Annotated in this window: 24 protein-coding genes; 1 reads left to right on the forward strand and 23 read right to left on the reverse strand. The window is 37.3% G+C overall.

Features of this window, described 5'->3' with window-relative positions; genetic code table 11:
* Nucleotides 1-30 precede the first annotated feature (30 nt).
* The 16 genes from EPJ89_RS01320 to EPJ89_RS01395 all read right to left on the reverse strand — a co-directional run bounded on the left by EPJ89_RS01320 (nucleotide 31) and on the right by EPJ89_RS01395 (nucleotide 16,488).
* Entirely contained in the window at nucleotides 31-747 is a 717-nt protein-coding gene (locus EPJ89_RS01320; RefSeq protein WP_161636645.1) for a CBS domain-containing protein, read from the reverse strand.
* Nucleotides 747-2,132 carry an LCP family protein gene (locus EPJ89_RS01325; protein ID WP_161636646.1) on the reverse strand — a complete coding sequence of 462 codons (1,386 nt, stop codon included), beginning with the start codon at nucleotides 2,130-2,132 and terminating at the stop codon, nucleotides 747-749. The genes EPJ89_RS01320 and EPJ89_RS01325 overlap by 1 nt, the downstream gene beginning before the upstream one ends.
* A 74-nt stretch (nucleotides 2,133-2,206) precedes the next feature.
* Nucleotides 2,207-2,353, reverse strand: coding sequence for a 50S ribosomal protein L32 (gene rpmF, locus EPJ89_RS01330; protein WP_003773155.1), 147 nt, complete (start codon nucleotides 2,351-2,353; stop codon nucleotides 2,207-2,209).
* A 14-nt stretch (nucleotides 2,354-2,367) separates the two neighbouring features.
* Complete coding sequence (locus EPJ89_RS01335) at nucleotides 2,368-2,877, reverse strand: YceD family protein (protein ID WP_018578853.1); 510 nt, start codon at nucleotides 2,875-2,877, stop codon at nucleotides 2,368-2,370.
* A gap of 412 nt (nucleotides 2,878-3,289) precedes the next feature.
* A complete protein-coding gene (gene xerA, locus EPJ89_RS01340) occupies nucleotides 3,290-4,180 on the reverse strand; it encodes a site-specific tyrosine recombinase/integron integrase (protein ID WP_200548831.1) in 891 nt (296 codons plus the stop codon).
* 58 nt (nucleotides 4,181-4,238) lie between these two features.
* Nucleotides 4,239-5,528, reverse strand: a complete 1,290-nt coding sequence (gene trmFO / locus EPJ89_RS01345) for a methylenetetrahydrofolate--tRNA-(uracil(54)-C(5))-methyltransferase (FADH(2)-oxidizing) TrmFO (protein WP_161636648.1) — start codon at nucleotides 5,526-5,528, stop codon at nucleotides 4,239-4,241.
* Nucleotides 5,529-5,650: 122 nt separating this feature from the next.
* Nucleotides 5,651-7,705 (reverse strand): type I DNA topoisomerase, encoded by a 2,055-nt coding sequence (gene topA / locus EPJ89_RS01350; protein ID WP_200548832.1) that lies wholly within the window; start codon nucleotides 7,703-7,705, stop codon nucleotides 5,651-5,653.
* A gap of 17 nt (nucleotides 7,706-7,722) precedes the next feature.
* A complete protein-coding gene (gene dprA, locus EPJ89_RS01355; RefSeq protein ID WP_125164711.1) occupies nucleotides 7,723-8,451 on the reverse strand; it encodes a DNA-processing protein DprA in 729 nt (242 codons plus the stop codon).
* A 40-nt stretch (nucleotides 8,452-8,491) separates the two neighbouring features.
* Entirely contained in the window at nucleotides 8,492-9,106 is a 615-nt protein-coding gene (locus EPJ89_RS01360; RefSeq protein WP_125164712.1) for a ribonuclease HII, read from the reverse strand.
* A complete protein-coding gene (gene ylqF / locus EPJ89_RS01365; RefSeq protein ID WP_161636650.1) occupies nucleotides 9,091-9,924 on the reverse strand; it encodes a ribosome biogenesis GTPase YlqF in 834 nt (277 codons plus the stop codon). Before ylqF ends, EPJ89_RS01360 begins: the two co-directional genes overlap by 16 nt.
* 12 nt (nucleotides 9,925-9,936) lie before the next feature.
* Nucleotides 9,937-10,497, reverse strand: coding sequence for a signal peptidase I (gene lepB, locus EPJ89_RS01370; protein WP_125164714.1), 561 nt, complete (start codon nucleotides 10,495-10,497; stop codon nucleotides 9,937-9,939).
* Nucleotides 10,498-10,546: 49 nt separating this feature from the next.
* Nucleotides 10,547-10,894, reverse strand: a complete 348-nt coding sequence (rplS, locus tag EPJ89_RS01375; RefSeq protein ID WP_003773145.1) for a 50S ribosomal protein L19 — start codon at nucleotides 10,892-10,894, stop codon at nucleotides 10,547-10,549.
* A gap of 231 nt (nucleotides 10,895-11,125) precedes the next feature.
* Complete coding sequence (gene ffh, locus EPJ89_RS01380; RefSeq protein ID WP_200542702.1) at nucleotides 11,126-12,421, reverse strand: signal recognition particle protein; 1,296 nt, start codon at nucleotides 12,419-12,421, stop codon at nucleotides 11,126-11,128.
* 9 nt (nucleotides 12,422-12,430) lie between these two features.
* The gene (thiI, locus tag EPJ89_RS01385; RefSeq protein ID WP_161636652.1) at nucleotides 12,431-13,633 is read right to left on the reverse strand and encodes a tRNA uracil 4-sulfurtransferase ThiI; all 1,203 of its coding nucleotides are present in this window, start codon (nucleotides 13,631-13,633) and stop codon (nucleotides 12,431-12,433) included.
* Nucleotides 13,620-14,768 (reverse strand): cysteine desulfurase family protein, encoded by a 1,149-nt coding sequence (locus tag EPJ89_RS01390; RefSeq protein ID WP_161636725.1) that lies wholly within the window; start codon nucleotides 14,766-14,768, stop codon nucleotides 13,620-13,622. Before EPJ89_RS01390 ends, thiI begins: the two co-directional genes overlap by 14 nt.
* On the reverse strand, nucleotides 14,749-16,488 hold the full coding sequence (locus EPJ89_RS01395) for a septation ring formation regulator EzrA (RefSeq protein WP_161636653.1): 1,740 nt from the start codon (nucleotides 16,486-16,488) through the stop codon (nucleotides 14,749-14,751). Before EPJ89_RS01395 ends, EPJ89_RS01390 begins: the two co-directional genes overlap by 20 nt.
* 250 nt (nucleotides 16,489-16,738) lie before the next feature.
* Between EPJ89_RS01395 and rpsD the strand changes: the two genes are divergently transcribed.
* On the forward strand, nucleotides 16,739-17,341 hold the full coding sequence (gene rpsD / locus EPJ89_RS01400; RefSeq protein WP_123171693.1) for a 30S ribosomal protein S4: 603 nt from the start codon (nucleotides 16,739-16,741) through the stop codon (nucleotides 17,339-17,341).
* Nucleotides 17,342-17,448: 107 nt separating this feature from the next.
* Here rpsD and EPJ89_RS01405 read toward each other — a convergent pair whose 3' ends face one another.
* The 7 genes from EPJ89_RS01405 to sufU form a co-directional block, all read right to left on the reverse strand.
* Nucleotides 17,449-18,042, reverse strand: coding sequence for a membrane lipoprotein lipid attachment site-containing protein (locus EPJ89_RS01405; RefSeq protein WP_125164718.1), 594 nt, complete (start codon nucleotides 18,040-18,042; stop codon nucleotides 17,449-17,451).
* Nucleotides 18,043-18,059: 17 nt separating this feature from the next.
* On the reverse strand, nucleotides 18,060-19,310 hold the full coding sequence (gene tyrS / locus EPJ89_RS01410) for a tyrosine--tRNA ligase (protein ID WP_161636654.1): 1,251 nt from the start codon (nucleotides 19,308-19,310) through the stop codon (nucleotides 18,060-18,062).
* A gap of 14 nt (nucleotides 19,311-19,324) precedes the next feature.
* Entirely contained in the window at nucleotides 19,325-20,572 is a 1,248-nt protein-coding gene (locus EPJ89_RS01415; RefSeq protein WP_161636655.1) for a citrate lyase holo-[acyl-carrier protein] synthase, read from the reverse strand.
* A 235-nt stretch (nucleotides 20,573-20,807) separates the two neighbouring features.
* Complete coding sequence (locus EPJ89_RS01420) at nucleotides 20,808-21,971, reverse strand: MFS transporter (protein WP_200548833.1); 1,164 nt, start codon at nucleotides 21,969-21,971, stop codon at nucleotides 20,808-20,810.
* 77 nt (nucleotides 21,972-22,048) lie between these two features.
* A complete protein-coding gene (locus tag EPJ89_RS01425) occupies nucleotides 22,049-22,603 on the reverse strand; it encodes a 5-formyltetrahydrofolate cyclo-ligase (RefSeq protein WP_161636656.1) in 555 nt (184 codons plus the stop codon).
* Nucleotides 22,596-24,011: a Fe-S cluster assembly protein SufB gene (gene sufB, locus EPJ89_RS01430; RefSeq protein WP_161636657.1), complete on the reverse strand. Its 1,416-nt coding sequence runs from the start codon at nucleotides 24,009-24,011 to the stop codon at nucleotides 22,596-22,598. The genes EPJ89_RS01425 and sufB overlap by 8 nt, the downstream gene beginning before the upstream one ends.
* Nucleotides 24,004-24,444, reverse strand: coding sequence for a Fe-S cluster assembly sulfur transfer protein SufU (gene sufU / locus EPJ89_RS01435; RefSeq protein ID WP_125164722.1), 441 nt, complete (start codon nucleotides 24,442-24,444; stop codon nucleotides 24,004-24,006). Before sufU ends, sufB begins: the two co-directional genes overlap by 8 nt.
* Between the last annotated feature and the right edge of the window lie 9 nt (nucleotides 24,445-24,453).

Genomic DNA, 24,453 nt, shown 5'->3' on the forward strand with positions numbered 1-24,453 from the left:
CCAATGATAAATATACACGTTACTGTTCAATTATTCAAGTTCACGTATAAGATTTGGTAAATCCGCAACGGTAAAAATTCCGAGCGGTTTTTCATTTTGTTTTCCTGTTTCTGTCACAATAATTGCAATGACACTTTTTCCACGATTGTGATTTGTCTCATAGACCTCCAACAATTCAGGAATCGACATGGTCAAGGGTACAAAAACAACCCGATCATCTGGTTGATAATATTTGAGTAAGTCCTCAACACGCATCATCGCTAAATCATAAGACGTACGTGACGCATCCTCCATCAGTCTTTGGTATAATCGCGGATGCACCACCCCAACATAAACATGTTTATTATACACCGGAATTGCCGAGTAATGTTGATGGTTTTGTTGCTTCACCATATCGAGCAATAACGTATCCGAAGGGACACTGAATGGTTTGTCATGCACTAAGTCCATCACTGTTTTACGATTATAAATTTTCGAGACAATTGTTTGAATATGCGTAACAACTGAGTCATGCGGTTCTGCAATCGCTTCTTCATTACCACCACGATTATGAACAATCGCATTACGCAATTGAGCATACTCCACTAAGTCTGTTTGAAAATGACGAATAACTTCATCTTTTCGCGCACCCATATGAACCATTTGCACAAAACCAACACTGGGATTATTTAATAAATTTCGCAAATACATTTCAATTTGTACAAAAGCATTTAAAAATAAAACTGAATTCGCTGTGGTATCGCCCACTACGACCCCTCCTTATTTGCGACGATTAAATCGCTAATTTGTTTTTGTATCGATGCAACACTTTCTTCTGAAGGCCAATATACATAATATTTATAACGACCATCTTGGCTGTAGGTTGGTTGCATATCACCGGTACCGCGAAGATAATCTTCTTCAAAATGCCAACGATCACTGGTTTCAATTTGTTTAGAAATCAATTTAGAGATACTACCATCATCCAGATTAGTATCAACAACTTGGCTTACAAGCCCTGTTAATTGTGGTGCCTTGATCAGGTTTTCAGTTTGTGTAGCTTTTTCAAAGATTGCCTTGACCAATTCTTGATGGTGTAAACCACGGGCAACATCACCATATTCTACATGGTCTCGCTCACGCGCAAAAGCCAGAGCCTTTTCACCATCAACATGATTCATGCCTTTCATAAACACATCCCCATTCTCAGTGATAAAATCATAATGAGAGAGAACATCCACACCTTCTAAGGTATCAACTATCTGAACCAAGCCTGTGAAGTTAACACGAATATAATAGTTAATATCAATATTAAATAGCTTTTCAAGCGTCTTAACGGAACAAGTAACGCCATAAAGACCTGCATGTGTCAACTTATCCATTTCACCATTTTCACACCCCAACGGAGCATATGTATCACGCGGGACAGAGACCGTTAAGACTTCGTTGGTATTAGGATTCACAGATAACAGAAGGTTCATATCACTTCGTGATCGTGTAACAACATCTCCATATACATCAATACCACTTAGATAAATGGTAAACGGTTCTTTTAAAACATCCACATGTTTCACAATAGAATCACGGCTTAGACGGTATTCATAGCTATTGACTAAAATCGTATCTTTTAAAAAGTCGGGATACAGAAAGGATAAATTCGCAAGCATTGCTTTGTTTACAAAAAGCCCATCAATCTCTTGATCATAAAACGAAGAAACAACTTCATCTATATCCGAGAATTTCTTAAATCGATCGGTTCCAATCTCATTTTTAAGGTCATCAGAAATGGCCTCAAGATGATTTTCTTTTACACCATAGAGTCCAATAATCGGATTATTCGCGAATTCATGATCTTTCATTCGCAATAAATCATACTTAATGAGTTCGTATTCTTTAGTATCCGCCATTTGATCGACAAATCGTTGAGAACTAAATACAAATACACTGGTTATCAGGATACAAATCGCAATTAAATAACGCCAAAATGGTCGTTTGGTCACAATCATGACCACCATTGCAACGATAACCGCCACAACTAATATTATAAGACGGTTCCGTATCGGCATATACTTCGTAAATACTAAAACGCATGCTAAGCATGCGAATGAAAAAATTACTGCCAATGGACCGAAAACGACTGATTTACGATTCATACTAAACACTCACTTTCCCAAATTTTCCCATATTTTCACATAAAAAAATCTTGGATATCCAAGACTTAATTATATTATTTAACCTCGTCGCGATTTGCACGGTGTGGTAATTTCCACTCCCCAGTTTGAGGATCTTTAGCTAATGTCACATTAGGTAATTTGTAATGTGTACGACGTTTGTTTTTTCTTGCTTTAGATGTGCGTCTTTTTGGAACTGCCATCGTCTCACCTCCATTTAATCAAACTTAAAGTCTTTTAGTTTTGCAAGTCTAGGATCAATCTCTTGACTCTTCTCTTTTGTATAATCTTCTTCAGTCATAACCTGCCAGCCATCTCCCTCTGGATATTCCTTAAGATCCGGATGGATTGCCTTTAGGGGAACTGCAGCTAAGATAGAATCCACGATATATGGATCAAGATCAAGCTCTTCACCTTCAATTTCAATACCTACTTCGTCATCTTCGAGTTTCTCGAAACTAAACACATCACCAACTGGAATCGAAAATTCGATATCAAATGGTTCAAGTGTAATGGCGCAGGGTACTGTCATAATACCTTCTATTGTCAGATCGGTAATTAATTTAGAAGTGTGTTCGTCATAATAACCATGACCTACTGCGAAGATCTCACGTAAAGCAGTACATAGAGAAAAACCTTTCAAGAGATCTTGATCGATGATAATTTCCTCGTCTATTTCTAAACGTGGTGATTTTAACCGATCTAAATCAGCTCTATAAAATTTCATACTCTCACCCTACTCTTTAACGCTACTTAATTATATAGATTACAAACTGGAATGTCAAACGAAACCGTTCATGTTTTCGATGATTCGTTTTTTTATAAAATCAACCTTAATTTTGTATAACCTGTATAATTGTAAAACTAAAATAACATACTCTTTATATCCTTAATAGCATAACAAGTCAAGATTTATTTATTTTAGACCAATAAGATTCTTATACACAAAAAAAGAAAAGCTCTATTATCAGCTTCTCTTTTTTTCTATTTATTTATAAGGGGAAAGATTATGTATGATTTTTGGTTATTCATAAGGGGATATGAATAAAGGAGAAGAGGAATCATACGTGTAAGAGTTTCTTCTTACACTTGAATCATACACAAATAATATGTAAGAAATATACCAGAAGTATGTAAGATTATGTGACTGGTATTTTTTCAATCGCATCGTCATAGACTTCTTTAACTTTTTGCATACTAACGTGCGTATAGATTTGCGTTGTACTCAGAGATTCATGACCCAAAAGCGTTTGAACAACACGTAAACTCGCACCATTGTCCAATAAATGCGTCGCAAAGCTATGTCGCAACATATGTGGATGCAACTTCATCCGAAGTCCTGCGGTCTTACCTTGGTGCTCTAGAATGTGTTGTATTCCGCGTGGCGTAAGTGGATTTCCTCTTTGATTTAAAAAAACAGCATGTGATCTTGAACTATTGGCAATTTGAGGCCGATATACATTGAGATACGACCAAAGCTTAGTAACCAATGATTCATAGAAAAAAAGTTGACGTTCTTTATTTCCTTTACCAATTACCCGTAACGATCGTTCTGTGAGATCTAAATCATGAATCTGTAAATCAACAACTTCACTTACCCGCAAACCACATGCGTACATCAATTCAATCATCACCTGATTTCGCACACCTAAGACAGAATCATCACAACTTAGGAGTAGTGTTTCAATTTCATCGTACATGAGAAAATGGGGAAGATGTCTTCCTTGTCGTTTAATCTTAATTTGTTGAAACGGATTATCTGCAAGTCCGTAATTGACCTGCAGAAATTTATAGAAAGATCGTAATGTCGATATTTTACGTGCAACACTTGCACTTGACAGTTTTGAATCATAAAGCATATTTAAGTAATCGTATGCTGTCGAGCGCCCTACATCTTTTAACGGTATGTCTTCAATAAAATCAAGAAATTGCCGAATATCACGTTCATATGCAAGATTTGTATGCTCGGATGACGTATTGGTTATCGCAATATGACGCATAAAATCGATTACAATATCTTCAGTCTTCATTCAATCACCTCTTTTTTTATTATACGCTAATCTCAAGAAAAAAAGACACCGAAGTGTCTTAACCAAACTGTGAAACGAGCTTATCGATATGTGCAAGACTGCGAACCGACATTGCTTCACGATCTTTTAAACGATTGCCTACAATTCCAAAGTTTGCATTCATCGGTTGGAATTGTGAGGGATTCGCATGTGAAACATAATAAGCCATCGAACCCATGACTGTTTCTTGAGGTAAGTCAATCAACGGTTCTTGTTTAAGGAATTGAGCCATATTAAGTGCCGCTACAAGTCCACTGGCCGCCGATTCAACATACCCTTCCACGCCACTCACTTGTCCCGCAAAGAAAAGCGTTGGTTGCGTTTTTGATTGATAGTGATGGTTGAGAAGTAATGGTGATTTAATGAAGGTATTACGGTGCATCACACCATAGCGAACAATTTCAGCATTTTCCAATCCTGGTATCATTTGAATAATCCGTTTTTGATCTCCCCATTTTAATCGCGTTTGGAATCCTACGAGATTATACAGTGATCCAGCAGCATTATCTTGACGTAATTGTACGACAGCATAAGGGCGCGTACCATCTGGTTTTTCCAAACCAACAGGTTTTAACGGACCAAATAGCATGGTTTTGATACCACGGCGAGCCATAACTTCAACGGGCATACACCCTTCAAAAACTTTGACATCTTCAAAATCGCGCATTGGAGCTTCTTCCGCTTCTAAAATAGCACGATGGAATGCTTCAAATTGATCACGATCCATTGGACAGTTTATATAATCCTGACCATCACCCTTGTCATAACGTGATTTACGATAGGCAATATCAAAATTAATGCCATCCACAGAAACAATCGGTGCAATCGCATCATAAAAATACATCTCTGATTGTCCAAGATAATTCATTAAGTACTTTGAAAAATTATCAGATGTAAGGGGACCTGTCGCAACAATCGTTGGCAAATCATCCAGTTCCGTCATTTCACGATTTGAAATGATAATATTGTCCATTTTCGAAATTTTTTCTGATACCTTTTCACTAAAACCAACACGGTCAACGGCTAGCGCACTACCGGCTGGTAAACGATGTTCATCCGCTGATTTCATAATAATACTATCAAAACGACGCATTTCTTCTTTTAGTAGTCCAACAGCGTTATTTAAATCATCCGAACGAAATGAATTTGAACATACGAGTTCCGCAAAATGTTCTGTAACATGAGCTGGCGTCATTTTAACCGGACGCATCTCAACAAGTTCTACAATAAATCCACGTTTCGCAAGTTGATAAGCAGCTTCACTTCCTGCTAATCCTGCCCCTATAACTCTAACTTGAGGTTGTTTCATAATTACCATCCTTATCTTAATTTATGCCAAAGAAAACTGACATACACTTCAAATTATACGCGATGCATCACCTTCAAACGTGTTTAATGCACCATAATTTTAAAAGCGATGTCAGCGTTTATTTAATCTTTAATTTCTTCACCTAATGGTTCATGCTCCGCTGACGCTTCTTTCGGCTTTTTCGTCTTTGGTTTCTTAGCATTTTCATTGGGTTGAATGTATCGACATTTAGGGAATCCTGAACATCCTACAAAGAACGTTCCGTAACGGCTCTTACGTTTTACTAAAGGTTCACCACAATCCGGACACATTTCGCCCGTTTTTTCAGGCTCTGGACGTTTATCTTGATCCAGCGCACGATTGTATCGACACTCAGGGAAGTTACCACATGCAATAAATTTACCAAAACGTCCAAATCGGTAGACAAGTTCACCGCCACAGTCGGGACAAACCTCTCCAACTTTCTCAACTTCGATTTTTTCCATTTTTTCATCAGCTTCTTCAAGCAATGGATAAAATTTATCGACAAATCGTTGCAGTGCTTCAACATTGTTTTCTTCACCTTCCGCAATACGATCAAGCTCATCTTCCATATTTGCGGTGTAATGAACGTTGATAATATCCGAAAAATGTTCTTGAAGTTTTTCGTTTGTAAGAATTCCTTGGTCAGTAGGTTTAAAGACTTTAGTTTTAGATGTTTCCGAAACTGCACCAAATGTTGCATATGCTCGGTAAACGATCGTTTCCAAAATCATTGAATAGGTACTTGGACGACCAATTCCCAATTCTTCCAATTCTTTGATCAAGCGCGCTTCTGTATAGCGTGCAGGTGGTTGTGTAAAGTGTTGGTTCTTTTCAATTTTTTGTGCATTATAAGCTTTTGCTTCATCCAACTCACCCATGACCTTATCGGTTGTCTTTTCGTATTCATATACTCTTAAGTAACCGTCAAATGTCATAATCGATCCACTACCATTAAAATCATAATCATTTTGACTGAAAACAACACTTACTGAATCGGAAATGGATGGTGCCATAAGCGATGCAAGTGTTCGGTAATAAATAAAACGATATAATTTATATTCATCAGGGGTCAGGTAAGATTTCACAGCTTCGGGGCGACGCGAAATACTTGTTGGTCGGATTGCCTCGTGAGCATCCTGAGTATTTTCAGTTTTCTTACCTTGACGGTATTTACCTAAATATTCTTTACCATATTCTTCTACAATAAATGCCTTTGCGTCATCCACAAACACATTGCTAAGACGTGTAGAATCCGTACGCATATAGGTAATCAAACCTTCTGTATCTGCACCCATCTGAATTCCTTCATAAAGCTTTTGAGCGACACGCATGGTTTTCTTTGCAGGAAAACCGAGACGTGTCGATGCTTCTTGTTGAAGTGTCGATGTAATGAAAGGAAGTTTTGATTCTTTCTTACGTTTCTTCTTCTCAAGCTTTGTAATTTTAAAAGGTCCTTGTGATGCATCCAATACTGCTTGTGCTTCTGCTTCATTCGTAAGTTTTAGTTTCTTCCCTTTATAACGTTCTGCACTTGTCTCAATGATATTTCCCTCATTTTCAAAAAATGCGAGAACAGACCAGTATTCTTCTGGTGTAAATGCATCAATCTCTTTTTCGCGATCTACAATTAGTTTTAACGCAACTGATTGCACTCGACCTGCGCTTTTACTTTTAATTTTAGCTTGCAATAATTTTGAAAGTTTAAAACCAATAATTCGGTCAAGTATGCGTCGTGTTTCCTGTGATTTTACCAAATTCATATCAATATGACGTGGTGATTCAAATGCACTTAAAACAGCATCTTTTGTAATCTCGTTAAAAACAACACGATTATCTTGATCGAGATCAACGCCTAGTTCATTCGCAAGATGCCAAGAAATTGCCTCTCCCTCACGGTCGGGGTCAGTTGCAAGATAAACAGCATCCGCTTTCTTCGCTTTTGCTTTTAATTCTTTTACAACATCTTTCTTATCTTTACTTATTTTATAAGTTGCTTCAAAGTCATTATCAAAATCAACACCCAGACCGCCTTTACCGGTCGTCGCTAAATCTCGTATATGACCTTTTGAAGAAACAACCTCAAAATCCTCACCAAGATACTTCTCAATTGTTTTAGATTTTGAAGGTGACTCAACAATTACTAAATTTTTCATAGCCAACACTCCTTAGTTTATATATTGGATAAATCTTCGAGGTTTGTCAACACCTCGGCTCCCTCCTGGATCAAAAGATTGCATCCGACTCCTGAAATATCATCCAGATTATGAGGAAGACATACAACCCTTCGATTTAATTTCAATGCTTCATTAACCGTATGCATCGTCCCACTTCGCGCTAAAGCACTCATCACATAGATGCTTTGTGATAAAGCTGCAATCAAACGATTTCGAAATGGAAAATAATGCTTTTGTGGATGCACACCTATCGGATACTCCGAAATCACAAGATGCTTTTGTTTCATAACATCAAAAACTTCGCGATGCTTAAATGGATAACATATATCTAAACCACACCCTACCACAGCTATCGATTGAAAATCAAGTGCACACCGATGCGCCATGATATCAATGCCGTAAGCCAGACCCGAAACAATGGTATAGTGTTCCCTTACATTACGAACAAATAATTCAGTCATTCTTAGAGCGTATTTACTTGGAGTTCTCGAACCCACTACTGCAATACAACGGGTATGGAGTAACGAGAGATTCCCTTCATAAAAAATAACGAAGGGTGGATCGTCCAACTCATAAAAACACTTTGGATAATCTCGATCTCCATAACAAATATAGTTTCCTTGATATTCATATGAGGGAACCCTTTTTCCCTCATGAATGAAACGACATATACTAGAATAATCCCCTCTTAAATGGATTGCAAGATTTTTTAAGTAATTTCTCACATTATCACCATTATTAGTTAAGCAATAAAAAAAACAAGACCTAAATATCAAACGATATTTGTGTCTCGTCTTTAAATCGAAAAGATTTTCGATGAATGGGACAACGACCAAACTTGAGAATTGCTTCTTTATGTTGTTTCGTCCCATATCCTTTGTGTTTCGCAAAACCATACTCTGGAAACTCAAGGTCATAAACTTTCATGAGCCCATCTCGAACCGTTTTAGCCAAAATACTTGCGGCAGCTATCGAAAGCGAACGTGCATCCCCTTTAACGATTGCTTCACACGGAACCGTGAGGTCATCTAAAGGCATGGCGTCGGTTAACACAATATCTGCTTTGCTCTCAAGAGCAATTTTTTTCATAGCATTTTGAGTTGCTCGATAAATATTATCACGGTCGATGACATCCACTGGAATAATCTCTGTAAATGTCCATAATGCATTGGATTCAATAATGGAAACCAACGCATCGCGTTGTTTTTCACTTAATTGTTTAGAATCATTAATACGAGCGTCATAAAATCCTTTTGGGAAAATAACACCCGAAACAACACAGGGACCAGCCATTGGACCTCTACCTGCTTCATCAATCCCAACAACAAGTTTTCCTTGCTCCCAGTAATTGATTTCAAATTCTTCTATAAGCGATCCCATGTAATGCGTCCAATCCGACCGTTTTGAATATCACTCAAAAACGCGACTCGTGTTTTATCGTCGTTCACCGTTCCACCTTCACCAAGAAGACCGCGATAACGTCCCACTTGGTCATAAAAATTATCAAAGGATTCAAGTTCATAACGACGCTTTAACTCTTCAGGTTTATACTGAATATAGTAATCACGAGCATAATCTGTAACCAATGCCATTGGATATCCTGTATCTTTTACAGATCCAATCACAGCACAAATAATCCCCATTTCCTCCGATTCAAATTTAGGCCACAACACACCGGGTGTATCAACCAATTCAAGATCTTGGGTTACTTTAATAAGCTTTAACGATTGGGTAACACCCGGTCTATTTTCAACACCTGCAGCCTTTCGGGCTGAGATTTTATTAATAACACTGGATTTCCCAACATTTGGAACACCTACAATTAATGCACGTGCGGTTCGAGGACGAATTCCACGACGTTTATCGCGTTCACGTTTCTCTTTTAAGACGATATCCGTCTTTTCAATAATCATTTTACGTACGGGATCGTTAATCACATCCACCAAAAGTACGACATTCCCTTCCGATTCAAGCTTTTCAACCCACATTTCACTCTGTTTTGGGTCCGCTAAATCTTTTTTTGTCAAAACAATAAGACGTTTCTTTTGTCCAATTGACCGTGACAAAACAGGATTTCGAGTCGACATCGGTGCACGAGCGTCACGACATTCGATGACAAAATCAACGACTTTGATTTGTTCTTCAATCAAGCGAATCGCTTTTGCCATATGACCCGGAAACCAATGTACCTGTGACATCAAATCACGCTCCTATTTTCCTACTGTTCTTATTTTGTTAAATGGTATAAAGACAAAGACATCTTTACTTTTAATTGCTTCACGTTTAAAGGTTCCATAATCTCGAGAATCACTTGAACGAATACGGTTATCCCCTAGCATAAAATACTCACCTTCGGGCACCGTTATCGGACCAAAATCACGAGAAAACTCTTTCCCTGTCGACGTCATTTCACGTACGTAATCTGTATCCAAGAAAGGTTGTTCAACTTCTTTCCCATCGATATATAATTTTTCATCACGTATTTCCACAACTTCACCTGGCAAACCAATTACACGCTTCACAATATGTTTTTTCTGTGAATCAAGATAGAGCACAAGAACATCAAAACGCTCTGGATCTTTCATTTTCATGCTTAAAATATTTGAAAAGCCTAATTCTTTATCGTTAAGACTCGGGTACATGGATAACCCTTCTACCCGAACAGGACGCGCAATAAATTGCGTTACTAAAATAACCAAAACAAGACTGATTACCATACTTTTAATAAAGTCTTTAACCGCAATTAAAAACTTATCATCGCCTTTATTCATTTCATACCCTCCCTACAATAAAGAAAAAGCCGTATAAATACGGCTAATACTAACGAATTTCTTTAATACGTGCTGATTTACCTGAACGGTCACGTAAGTAGTATAGTTTTGAACGACGTACTTTACCTTTACGTAATACAGTTACGCTGTCAATAATAGGTGAGTTGATTGGGAATGTACGTTCCACACCAATTCCTGATGACATTTTACGAACTGTAAATGATTCTGAAATACCTGTTCCTTGAGTTTTAATAACAACACCTTCAAATGCTTGAATACGTGTTTTTCCACCTTCTTGGATTTTAACGTCTACGCGTACTGTACATCCAGGACGGAATTCAGGAATGTCGTTACGTAATTGTGACTTTGTAATTTCTTGTACTAATGCTAATGACATAGTAATTCTCCTTTTTCTGTCTATATATGTTAAAACTGGTTCATAATGATTCCAACAGCGGAACCAGAGTGCTTTAAGCCTATATAATTTATCATAAACAGCTTAAATAATCAAGTAAAATTTTTCTAGGCTTTAAACATTGCTCTTATCAATATTTTGAAATCTCTGACATTGTCAATTTGAAATGAGATTATCTTTGAGATTCTTTTAAATATAGTTTATAAGACGTTTCTATTTACCCATAAAACGAGAGAGCATCTTCATTTGCTTCTGCATTTTTTCGTATTGGCTTAAAAGACGGTTCACGTCTGTTGTAGAGGTACCCGATCCTTCAGCAATACGACGCTTGCGTGTAGAACGAATAATTTTAGGATTGTTACGTTCTTCCGGAGTCATACTTAGAATCATTGCCTCAGTTTTTTTCATTGTACTTGATGCATCTGCGTCATCAATTTGACCTGCTAATTGATTCGCTCCTGGCATCATTTTCATTAGACCAGATAATGGACCCATTTTTGAAACTTGTTGTAATTGAATAAGCATATCATCAAGTGTAAATTGACCCTTCATCATGCGTTCCGCTGAACGTTCAGAAGCTTCGATATCCATTTTTTCTTGCGCTTTTTCTACAAGACTTACGATATCACCCATCCCTAAAATACGAGAAGCGGTACGATCTGGATAAAACTCATCCAACTCATCAATACCTTCCCCAACCCCAACAAACTTTACGGGAACTTGAGTCATGTATCGTACTGAGAGAATTGAACCACCACGCGAATCACCATCAAATTTAGTAGCAACAAGACCTGTAATGTTGAGTTTTTCTTTAAATCCATTCGCAACATGAATAACATCTTGACCACTCATTGCATCAACACTTAATAGAATTTCATCTGGTTTTGTTAGCGATTGAATATCGACAAGTTGTTGCATTAATGCTTCATCAATTTGTAATCGACCTGCAGTATCAATGAGAATAAGATCGAAATCCTTACCGTGTGCAAGCGCATTTTTTACCACCTCAACTGGGGTGCTGTTTTCTTGCGCATATACTTCCACACCGATTTGTGTTCCCAGGATTTTCAGCTGTTCAATTGCAGCAGGACGCGCTAAGTCTGCGGCAACCAACAAGACTTTTTTTCCTTCTTTGTTGAGCTTGTTTGCAATTTTCGCAATTGTCGTTGTTTTCCCTGAACCTTGCAAACCAACCATCATTAAAATTCCGGGTTTTTGATTAAAGCTAAGTTCGGATTTTTCTTCACCTAAAATCTCAATTAATTTGTCATTCACAATCTTGACAAACATTTGTGAAGGTTCAACATCGCGCGTCACTTTCATTCCAAGCGCTTCGCTGCGCGTATGTTCTAACAGTTCATTAATTACTTCTAAACTTACATCTGCTTCTAAAAGTGAAATTCGAATCTCACTTAATGCATCGGTAATATTTTTTTCGGAAAGTTTCCCCTTTCCGGTCATATTTCTAAATGTATCTTGTAATCGGTTTGTTAAATTATCGAATGCCATAACTTCCTCCTATAAGAACGATGGTGTATCTTCTTGTTTTTTCTTTGTAACTTCTACTACTTCGATGTTTTTAATTGCTTCATCAACCAGCGCATCAATATCAAGTCCCTCTTCAAAACGTAAAATCTTGTCCCCATGCGGTTTTGTTGTAGGGTTTTTCGGTGTAAAGATTGTACAGCAATCTTCAAATGGCAATATTGATGTTTCATAGGTATCAATCTTACGTGCGAGGTCAATTATCTCTACCTTATCATAAGTAATGAGAGGGCGTAAGATCGGTAATGTCCCAATATTTGTGATTTCTTTCATACTATGTAGTGTTTGTGATGCAACTTGACCAAGACTTTCACCATTGGCAATTGCAAGACAATTACGACGGAATGCAAGACGTTCCGCAATACGAAGCATGAAACGACGCATCATCGTAATGGCATAACTCTCTGGAACTTTTTTATAAATTTCCAGTTGAACATCAGTAAAAGGTACTACATTAATACGAATGTGATCTTGGTAATTTGTAAGTTGTTGGGCAAGGTCCATAACTTTCTTTTGCGCCTCGTCAGAAGTGTATGGCGGTGATGCAAAGTGGATTGCTTCAATACGAACCCCACGCTTCATCATCAAGTAAGCAGCGACCGGCGAATCAATTCCCCCCGAAAGCATCACCATAACTTTACCTTGAATCCCTACTGGATATCCACCAGCACCTTCAACGCGCCCCATCATGATATATGCTGAGTCACTTCGAACTTCAATGATAATCCCCACATCCGGCTTACGAACATCCACTTTGAATTCTGTTGTTTGTAAGATTTTGGTTGCAACATGGCGATTAATAACGTCAGAAATATGTTCATAGGATTTGTCATGACGACGAGCAATCACTTTAAACGTCGATTTGCCTTCTTCTTTTTGAATCATTTCTGCAGCGACATTCGCAATAACATCCAAATCTCGCTCAACTTTAACTGCAAGTGAAAAGGAACTTAAACCAAACACATGGCGCAGTTCATCACTAACAGCCAATCCATCTTCTCCATTTAAAGTAATATACAGACGATCGTATGTCTCACGATACGTTAGATTCGGAAATGCTACCAATTGCGAACGAACATTACGCACCAATTGTGCCGTAAAATTACGTCGGTTTTTCCCTTTTGTTGAAAGTTCACCATAACGGCAAACAATAAATTCATAGTTAGTGTTGTACATAATTTTTTATCTCCAATATTGTTTCACAAACTTTTTCGAGTTCTTCCATTGTCGTTAGGTGTGATAAACTGATGCGAACACTTGTAAGTGCGCATGTTTCATCACAGCCCATGGCTTTTAATACATGAGAAGGTTCCAACGACTTCGAATTACACGTACTCTGTGCTGATACGTATATGCCTTTTGCATTTAAGCCATTCATCATTATTTCCGATCCAACATTTAAAACTGACATGTTAAAGATATACGGTGAACCGTGAATATCTGAGTTAATGTGGATGTTTTCCATTCCATCGAAAGTATCGTATAAAAATTTATTCATGCGTATTATATCATTAAATGAGCGTTTGTGGTCCTCAACTGCCAATCGGAGTGTTTTCGCCCACAAAATTGCGGAAACATTATCTAAAGTTCCTCCACGCAATCCACCTTCTTGCTGTCCCCCATTAATCAGTGACAAACACTTAACATTTGCTTTTTTAACGAGCAATCCACTCCCCTTCAAACCATAAATTTTATGTGCAGAATAAGAAACACTATCAATTTGTTTCATGGGGAAATCATGGCGAGCGAGCGCTTGAACACCGTCAATATGAACATACGCACTCGAATATTTTTTCGTTATACGCGCCACTTCTTGAACATCAGTAATACTTCCAACTTCATTGTTAACAGCCATAACTGTGACAAGAACTGTATCTTTTCGAAGTTTTTGCTTCAATTCATCAAGTGAGATACATCCTTTTGTATCAACACTGAGATAATCAACTTCAAATCCAAATTCATCTTTTAATTGTTGCACAGCACCCATGACGGAGCTGTGTTCAACACATGTTGTGATGATATGTTTACCACGATGACGGTTTGCAAGGGCAATTCCCTTAATTGCAGTACTGTTTGATTCACTGGCTCCAGACGTGAAAAAAATCTCATGAGGGAGTACACCAAGCATTTTTGCTAATGCATCACGAGATTGCACTACAAGATCAGACACACGCTGGCCACCATAATGAAGTGAATCAGCATTTTCGTAATATTTTTCCATAATCACCAACGCATCCTTCAAAATTTCTGGACGCGTCGGTGTTGTACTTGAATAATCTAAATAAATTGGTTTATCGTGCGCTTTTTGCATTGTCACGAATCATCTCCTCATAAGCCGTATTCGGTCTATATCGATCAATAGAATTAATGATTGTAGTCAAACTCTGTGTATAATCACCACTATTGAAGGATAACTCTGCACGGGTTAATTCGGCATCGATATCGGGAACAAAAGCTCTAAATTTGTTTGCATAAACAATTGCATTTTCACACATGTCGACTACACCCACCAAGTTATTGACGTTGTTGTGTAGTTTGTAGATATAATCGATTGCCTCATCAACTGTAGCGTTTAAGAGTTTAACATCGATTACATCTTGACCTAGCATTTCTTTCACTTGATCAGTATATTTATAAGCACGTTCTAAATCCGAAGCATATTTATCGGAAATCGAAGGTAATGAACGTTTTTGAATTCTTACTTGAACATCATTAATGATAAGATGGAGCTTAAGTAATTGCTTCGTTGCGCGCACTTCATCTGCATTCGCACGTTCTACTTTTTCATTCATGGCAAGATACTCATCTTTAAGCATTGAAACATCTTGACCAAGTTCTTGCAGCGAAATAAGAATCGTTGAGGCCGGGATTTTTTCTTCCTCGATCATTCTTGAAACCTTCACACCGGATTCACTAAATTCTTGAATGCGTTGTGAGAATACGCCAACATTTTCAGTATACCCGTCGAAATTAAAACGCGTCTCAACTTTATGTGCATCCTTGCACATCTTACTGATGCTATCCACAAGAAACTCTAAGTTCTCAAACACTTCTTCACTTAACGCATCAACCTCACGTTGTGCTTTGTCTTCTTTTTGAATTGAGAGGGCAAGTTGTTCAAGTCGCTTTTGACTTTCCTTAAGACTCGTCCGTGACTTTTCAATTTCGCCTTGACCAATATTAATCAAGTCATCTTTAAGGATCTCACTTAAAACACCAATGTTTTTAGGAACTTCAAGATGTTCTACAAAAACTCCGTTCTGACGAACACCTTGATAAAGTTTTGAGACTTCATCCAGCAATTGTGGAATTAATCCTTTAGCGTGCTCATAAAGTTTGGGAATCTCTGTAATTTTAATTTCTAGATCATCAATTGAAGCACGTGTCTCTTCACTGATTTCCTGAGCTTTCATGAAATCAGATGCATACATCCATTCTTCAAAAACCGAAAAGTTTTGTTCAATTTCTTTAATTTGATCTTCAATTGTCGGGAATGCATCCCCCAATCCCGATGTATTTTCAATCGCATTTTTTTTCAATTCTCTAAATCGATCTTTTAATGTTGTAATCTCCATGCGTTGACGTGTTTCTTGCTCGAGTAACGTTTCGAGATTATCATTTAGGGAAACCGTCTGTTCCATGGATTCAGTAATCAATACATCCAAACGTGTTAAGTGTTTTGAAGCTTCTTTTAGTTTCCCAAATGCAAGTGCATCTTCAGAATCTGCAAGTGCATCTGAAATTTCTTCTTGACGTGCATTGATCTCACTAAACTCCGCCTTGCACTCTGAAACTTTTTTCTCAACATCCGGGTTTAATTTAGCCAACCCATTTGCTTTGTTTATTTTGAACAACACAGGAATACTCATGAGCTCGTTGTATCGCACCTCTAAGGTTTCAAAGGCTTTATTCAATCGACGTTTTTTAGCCATACGTATGTAGACAAAAACCCCAATGATTAACAGCACTAGGACAACAGCAATTATATATTTGTAGTCATTCATAAACTTTAATATCATCTGAAAATTCATACGTTCACCTCGTTGAATTTATTGTACCATAGATAGCTTAGTTCTTAAATGTGTTTCGTTGACTTTTCACCTCAATTTAGGTATATTATATAAGCGTCATATTTTTAGTGCAGCACGCAAAGTTATTAGCCACGTGTTTATCCCGCGGCAGGAATCAAAGTACCTACGCTGTACAGGGAAACGATTATAGATAAACTCAACTAGTAATAATTTGTGGAACTCGCTAATGACATATTAGGAGGTCAGTATTATGGCAAGAATTAAAGGTCCAGTTTGGAAAAAAGCACGTCGTTTAAGTTTCTCAATCCTCGAAACAGGTGAAGAGCTACAACGTCGCGATTATGCACCAGGACAACATGGTAAAGCACGTCGTCCAAAATTATCAAACTACGGTTTACAATTACGTGAGAAACAACGTATTCGTTATACATATGGAGTTACTGAAAAACAATTCTATAACACATTCAAAAAAGCTTCAAAACTTGAAGGTGTTGCAGGTCACAACTTCTTATTCATGTTAGAATCACGTTTAGATAACGTTGTATACCGCATGAACTTATCACGCACACGTCGTGGAGCGCGTCAATTAGTTAACCATGGTCATATCTTAGTAGATGGAAAAAAAGTTGATATTCCTTCATACATTGTAAAACCTGGTCAAACAATTGAAGTTAAAGAATCTTCACGTTCAATGGCAGCAATCAAAGATGCTTTAGAAGCTAATGTATCAATGGTTGATTATGTTACATTTGACAAAGATAAATTCAAAGGTGAATACAAACGTTTACCAGAACGTAGCGAATTAAACCAAGAAATTAATGAAGCATTAGTTGTTGAATTCTACAACCGTTAATCTTCATAATCCTAAAACTTCCTCAATGAGGAAGTTTTTTTTATGAGTATTTGAACACAAAGAAAAAACCATTCAATTATTTAGAATGGTTTTCTTTAAATCGTATGCTACTCATCGTCTTCTTCGGTTTTATCTACTACTTCTTCTTTTTTAGGTTCCTCTTTTTTTGAATCATCTTTATTGGATTTGGATTCCTCTTTTTTAGGTTCCTCATATTTTAATTTAAACTGAATAAACTCTCGTTGTGTTTCAAGTTTTGTATTATTACGCCATGAAACCAGAATATTCAATGTTACTTCTGGAACATCCACTTCCCCAGCAAGACTGATCCCACCCATATAGTTACGATCTTTTCGAACTTGCCCTGGAACTAAATTATATTCCGAATCAAAAATACCCGCAGTTGGCATCATTTTATCCGCATGGTAATCTTCGTTGTTTTCAAGAACAACAATTTCTACACCATACATGGCAATCTTTGGCTTATCAATCACAACGCCATAGACATATAAATCTTCATGTTTTTCAATGGTCGCCGAAATATCAAAGAAACGTGATGACTCAACAAAACGGTCATTATCGTTAATTGCATTCCAATAAGACTCATACCGTTTCAATTTTTCAGTATAGAGTTTTTTTTCATTCACTGAACACCCTGTTAACAACATCATGCTCAAGAGTACCAAAAATAGTTTTTTCATATTATACCTCTTACGATTTAGTTTGTGTGGTTAAAGATATGATACGTCTTCTTACCGCGGCGTACAACGGTCACTTCTTTACCAATTGCATTTTCCTTAGAAACGACAAAATTTGTATCACTCACAACTTCGCCATTTACGCGAATTGCTCCACCTTCAATGAGCTGACGTGCTTCACGCTTGCTTGGACATACTTTAGTATTAACCAGTAACTCAACAATATTTTCATCAGCCGTTACTTCAATGGATGCACTGTCTGCAAACACTTGACGAATTTGGTCAACGGTTAGCTCTTGTACATTACCTGAAAAGAGTGCGTTGGTGACACGTTCTGCCATTGCAAGACCTTCCTTACCGAAGACAACTTCTGTTAATTCCTTTGCAAGTTCCTTTTGCGCAAGTCTTAAATGTGGTTCTTTAATAAATGACGCTTCGATTGCTTGAATTTCTTCAACACTCTTAAACGAAAGACGTTTTAAGAAATCAATCACATCGTCATCACTTGTATTAATGAAGAATTGATAGAAACTATAAGCATCCGTACGGTTTTCATCCAACCAGATATTTTGACCTTCACTCTTACCGAATTTTGTGCCATCTGATTTCATAATTAAGTGTGAGGTAATACCAAATACTTCAGCTTCTGGCCCTTCAACCTTACGAATTAGATCTGCACCACTAACAAGGTTTCCCCATTGATCAGACCCACCAATTTGTAGTTCAATACCATAGTTTTTGTATAAATGAAGGAAATCAATCGATTGTAAGATTGTATATGAGAATTCTGTAAAAGAAATTCCAGTGCTTAAACGCTTTGCAATCGTATCTTTTGCCAACATATTACTTACGCTGAAAAATTTACCATAATCCCGTAAGAAATCAAGAACGGTTAAATCTCCCAGCCAATCACGATTGTTTACAATCGTAACTGGATTATTATCACTTGAGAGAATACGTTCAATCTGAGCCCCAATACCATCTACATTTTTTTGTAAGTCTGCATCATCGAGCATTGAGCGTTCTGTTGTAGGACGTGGGTCACCAATCATCCCGGTTGCGCCTCCAACCAATGCAATTGGCTTATGACCTTGCATTTGGTAACGCTTTAATAAAATTAGTTGTTGAAGATGACCGACATGGAGGGAATCCGCAGTTGGATCAAACCCACAATATAGCGTAATTGGCTGCTCTAATCGTTTTTCCAACGCTTCATAATTGGTAACATCCTTAACAAGACCACGCCAGTTTAATTCTTCTAAAAAATTCATTTTCTTTTCCACCTTTATTTTTCTTGTGTATCAAATAACATTTTAATTTTTAAATAATATCGTTGCATAATATCAAGCATGCATGTGACCGCTAAAAGCGTTGTCGCATCATGAGGATATATATACCCAGATGCACAAAACTTATCAAGCTCTGGCCACTTATCTTCTTTAAAAATCAAGTTCTTAGCTAAAAATTGTGTTTTTAATAATGCTTGTTCTCCATTATGCATTAAAACCGCTTGATCATCATGACGACTCATAATATAGAGTAACGTTGATGTAATCGATTTATTTTTTTGTAAGAACGGAACGTATTGATTAAATACTTCGCGCATTCCGTTATTTAAGATTTCATAGCGCTTCGGTTCCTCAGTGAACATATTATTCTGAGTAAACCCTTCACTTATTTTTTTAATTTGTTTCGTTATATCTGCATAGCCTCGTGAATTAATAAATGCAAACATTACTGTGCTGGTAATGAATACGGTATAGTGGTAGGATTGCTGATTTAAAACGGCACGTTGAATCTTCGTTTCAACTTCGTTTTGGAAACGAGCAATATCAACCGTACTTGTGCTATTCACTGAGAATATCCGTTGCATTTCATCTTTGTATGTACGAACAAGATGAATAAACTTTTCGAAATTCATTTGTTCATTACTGCCACGATAATTGGGACCATACATACCAAACCCCATTGTTTTGGTAAATGAACTCACATACCCATAAACTAAGATGTTCGACAGAATTGTCTGTTTATCACCTTTTACAATATAACCTTCAACTCGTTTAGTATAATTATCAATGTATTTTGGATCTTCTACAATATCATTCATCAATTCTTCAAGCGAGGACTTATAGTAGTCATCAAGTCTATTTTTATATCCCAGCGCTTCACGGGTCCACTTTTGATCACAATCGAACACATCACTATCAATTGCAAAGCCTAATGGATGGTGATCTTCATAGTGAACCAAAATATCTTTGACCGTTTTTGCGCTTTCGTCCAGTTTAATGTAGAACATTAGTCCTTCTTCATCAAACGTATACGACCAAGATTCCATATTGAATCGTTCCCAAAGCTCAAAAAAGATGGTGAATACTGCATAGGACACAATGTTACGTTGGCGATCTTCCCCCGCAAAAGACCCACCTAAAACAAGGAGGGATCCATCCTGCCCTTCAATCATACTTTTCATGATACCATTACGTTTTTCACGTAACTCACGAATTGATTCAGATGTTAATTGAACAATATTCATAATAATACCTCTTTCAACATATAATATTCTACCATGAAATCATCGTTTAAGGTAATGTAAAACTCAAAGAGCCATAAAAAAAAGGCAATACGCCTTTTTTTCGGAAAAATATTATTTAACAAGGGAAATCTGTAACCATATTTATTTTTAAGGAGAAGAAATATAGTCATTGTAAACAAAATGTTTACGTGTATAGAATACAAAAACATTATGGTATGAATTCGCCGAAACTGTGTTAATTTGTGTGAGCCGGTTTAAAGATAGAAATCATGACTGTAGGAACCACCATAATAGCTCCGAAAATAAAGATAACCGTTTGAATTGGCATCTGTTCAACGAGAATCCCTGAGACAAGTGGTGTAATGATTGCCGAGAATCCAATACTCATTGAAATCGAGAACATCTGTGCTGTTGAACGTAAATGACTTGGTGATTCTCTAAAAATTAAATCTTTTTGTGCCACCAGAATAAGTGGGAATGTGATTGCTTGAAGTGTTGATAGGACAATAATTTGGAACACAGATGTCGCCATGCCATAGGTTATCATTCGAATGATCATAATCATACTGGAAAAAACCATTAAGTTTTTGCCACCGTATTTTTTCAGTAGGGCGCCCCCCACTAACATCAGTGGAATCTCACTGAGTGCCTCCACAAACCATTTTATCCCAACATCTTGAGCATTACCCCCAAGATGAAACATATAATCCGTAATGGTAATTGAATCCACATTGATTACAAAATAGGTCAGTGTAAAAACAAGAACCAAATACATGTAACGTTTATTCGTGAAAAGTACTTTTAAATCTTTAAAACTGAGTGTCGTCGCCACACCATCCCGACTTTGTTTGGACGCATCTTCAAGTTTAAAAGAATAAAAAATAACCACAAAACTTAAAATGCCAGACAAATAGCCTAATGATGCATAACCATAGCGATGGATAAAAAATCCAGACACGAGCGATGCTAAGGCCCACCCAAGCGAACCAAAACTCCGAATAAAGCTAAATTGATGATAAATGCCATCAACTTCCAACACCCATGTCTCAAAAAGATTCGAAAGAATTCGAACAACACCTGCCATCGTTCCTACTAAGAAGAAGTGATAATAAAAATTATGTATATTTATACAGTAGGAAAGCATCCCTGTTGCCGCTAAAATAAATGTTCCGTAGATAAAAAATCGCTTAATCGTTCCAAATCGATCACATAAATAACCGGATAGAATTTGGCCTACCATCGCAATGATGGCTAGAAAAGAAAGAATAAGTCCCCGTTGTGATGCCGAATACCCAAGATGCGTTAAAAAGGGCACTACTTGTGGAAACAACAATCCATGTGAAGCATACATCAAAAACATAACAGCACTAAAATTGATAATCTTTGATTTATTAGACATTTTTATACCTCATACACTCTAAGCCTCATTATACCATTTATTTCTCTAATGTTTTCACCAATTGGGCCAAAAAAACCCTAATCGCGATTAGGGTTCATAATTGCATTTTCAGTAATAATAACATCACAACGAATATCATGATCTTGTTGGAATGGAATATCTGTTTCTTGAAACGAATACGCAACACCAATTTTTATTGCATTAATACCTTTAAGAAAACGATCATAATAACCGCCACCATAACCAATACGATAACCTTGTCTATTAAAAGCAACCATGGGTACGATTACCACATCAATTTCATCTGCTGAAATTTTATGATTGGTTGTGGGTTCAAGAATCCCCATCACCCCAGGTTGTAACTGTTCAAAACCTGTTATCGCGTAGAAGTCCATCGATTCCCCTTTAATTTTAGGCAAACAAATTGTATAGCGATCATCCCAAAATAACGTTTCCATCATTCCATAAGTATCCACTTCATGATTAAATGCAGCATAAAGTGCAATTGTTTGATGCCCTTCTAAACGATCCATTACAGCATTATGAATTACGCTATCCCAGGGAGCACGCATCAGCACATCGTATTGCTTGCGCTTCTCTAAGACTCCCTGAGCAATCGTTTTTTTATCCAACAGAGCCTTCCATCTCCATTTTCATAAGTTGATTTAATTCAACCGCATATTCCATCGGTAATTCCCGAGTAAAGGGTTCCAAAAATCCCATAATAATCGTTTCAGACGCTTGTTCTTCACTTAATCCCCGACTCATAAGATAGAAAAGTTCTTCTTCAGAAATCTTCGACACACGCGCTTCGTGTTCAATGATGGACGCATTGGTATCGACAACATTGACTGGCATGGTATCACTCATAGAAAGCGGATCTAGTATCAACGTATCACACTCAATTTTAGTTTTCGCATTTATTGAATTTTTATCATGGTGCACAATACCTCGATAATTCACAGTACCACCATTGCGTGATACTGATTTTGAGATAATGGTACTTTGAGTATTGGGTGCTTTATGAATCATTTTCGCTCCAGCGTCTTGCCATTGATTAGCCCCCGCAACAGCAATAGAGATGGTCATACCTTTAGCATATTCTCCAATTAAAACACACGAAGGATATTTCATAGTTATATAAGCACCAATATTACCATCAATCCACTCCATCATTCCGTGTGCCTCAACTTGGGCACGCTTTGTGACAAGATTGTAAACATTTGATGACCAATTTTGGATGGTCGTATAACGACATTTAGCATTTTTATGAACAAATATCTCCACGACTGCAGCATGCATTGCATCTTTTTTGTAAATCGGTGCTGTACACCCTTCAACATAATGCACATCGGCGCCTTCATCCACTATAATCATGGTTCGTTCAAACTGCCCCATTTGCTCAGCATTAATTCTAAAATAGGACTGCAATGGTTTATCCAATGTTACTCCTTTTGGAATATAGATAAACGATCCTCCAGACCATACCGCTGTATTCAATGCCGCAAACTTATTATCATTGTAAGGTACAAGCTTTCCAAAATATTCCTTTACAATTTCAGGATGTTCGCGCAATCCCGTATCCATATCAAAAAATAAAACCCCTTTAGATTCCACTTCCTGAAGCATGCTTGCATAAACGACTTCGGAATCATATTGAGTCGCCACACCTGACAAATATTTAGCTTCTGCTTCTGGAATTCCAAGACGATCAAAAGTATTGCGAATTTCTTCAGGAACATCCTCCCACGTGCGCTCCACTTGGTCACTCGCACGCAAGAAATAGATGTATTCATCAAAATCTACCTTAGAAAGATCTGCACCCCATGCAGGCATTTTTTGCTCCTTAAAGGATTCATAAGCCTTTAAGCGTATTTCAAGCATCCACTCAGGTTCATTTTTAAGCCGTGAAATTTCACGCACCACTTCTTCATTTAAACCTTTATCAAATGCTACAACACTTTCGATTTCATCATGAAAACCGTATTGATATTCTTCGTTTGGTAAGCGATCGCGATCATCAATTTTCTCTTCACTCATCTTTATCCCTACTTTCTTCAATAATATCCGTCAAACCACGCCACCCTAACGTTGCGCACGTAATCCGATTCGCTTGTCGCCCAACATTTTTAAACGCAACCGCTTCTTGAAGAAGCTCCTCATCAAAAGATTCCAGATGAATCATTCGATTATATTCAGCAATAATCTTTTCGGCTTCTTCTAAAGTCTTCCCTTTCACAAGCTCGGTCATAATTGAGGCAGCGGAAGTCGCAATTGTACACGCTTGACCATCAAAACAAACATCTTCAATAACGCCATTTTTAATGGATGCTTGAATGGTTAAATCATCAATACAGGAATCCGTACTGACACGTTTTTTTGTATATGCTTCGTCGGTCCGCTTATTTCGTGGATTTTCATAATGATCCATAATTAGTTGTCGAAGAAAACGGGGATCTTCAAAATAATTCATTTTATCACT

Origin of the sequence: Erysipelothrix sp. strain 2 (EsS2-6-Brazil) (genome assembly GCF_016617625.1) — a bacterium.
GTDB lineage: Bacteria > Bacillota_I > Bacilli_A > Erysipelotrichales > Erysipelotrichaceae > Erysipelothrix > Erysipelothrix piscisicarius.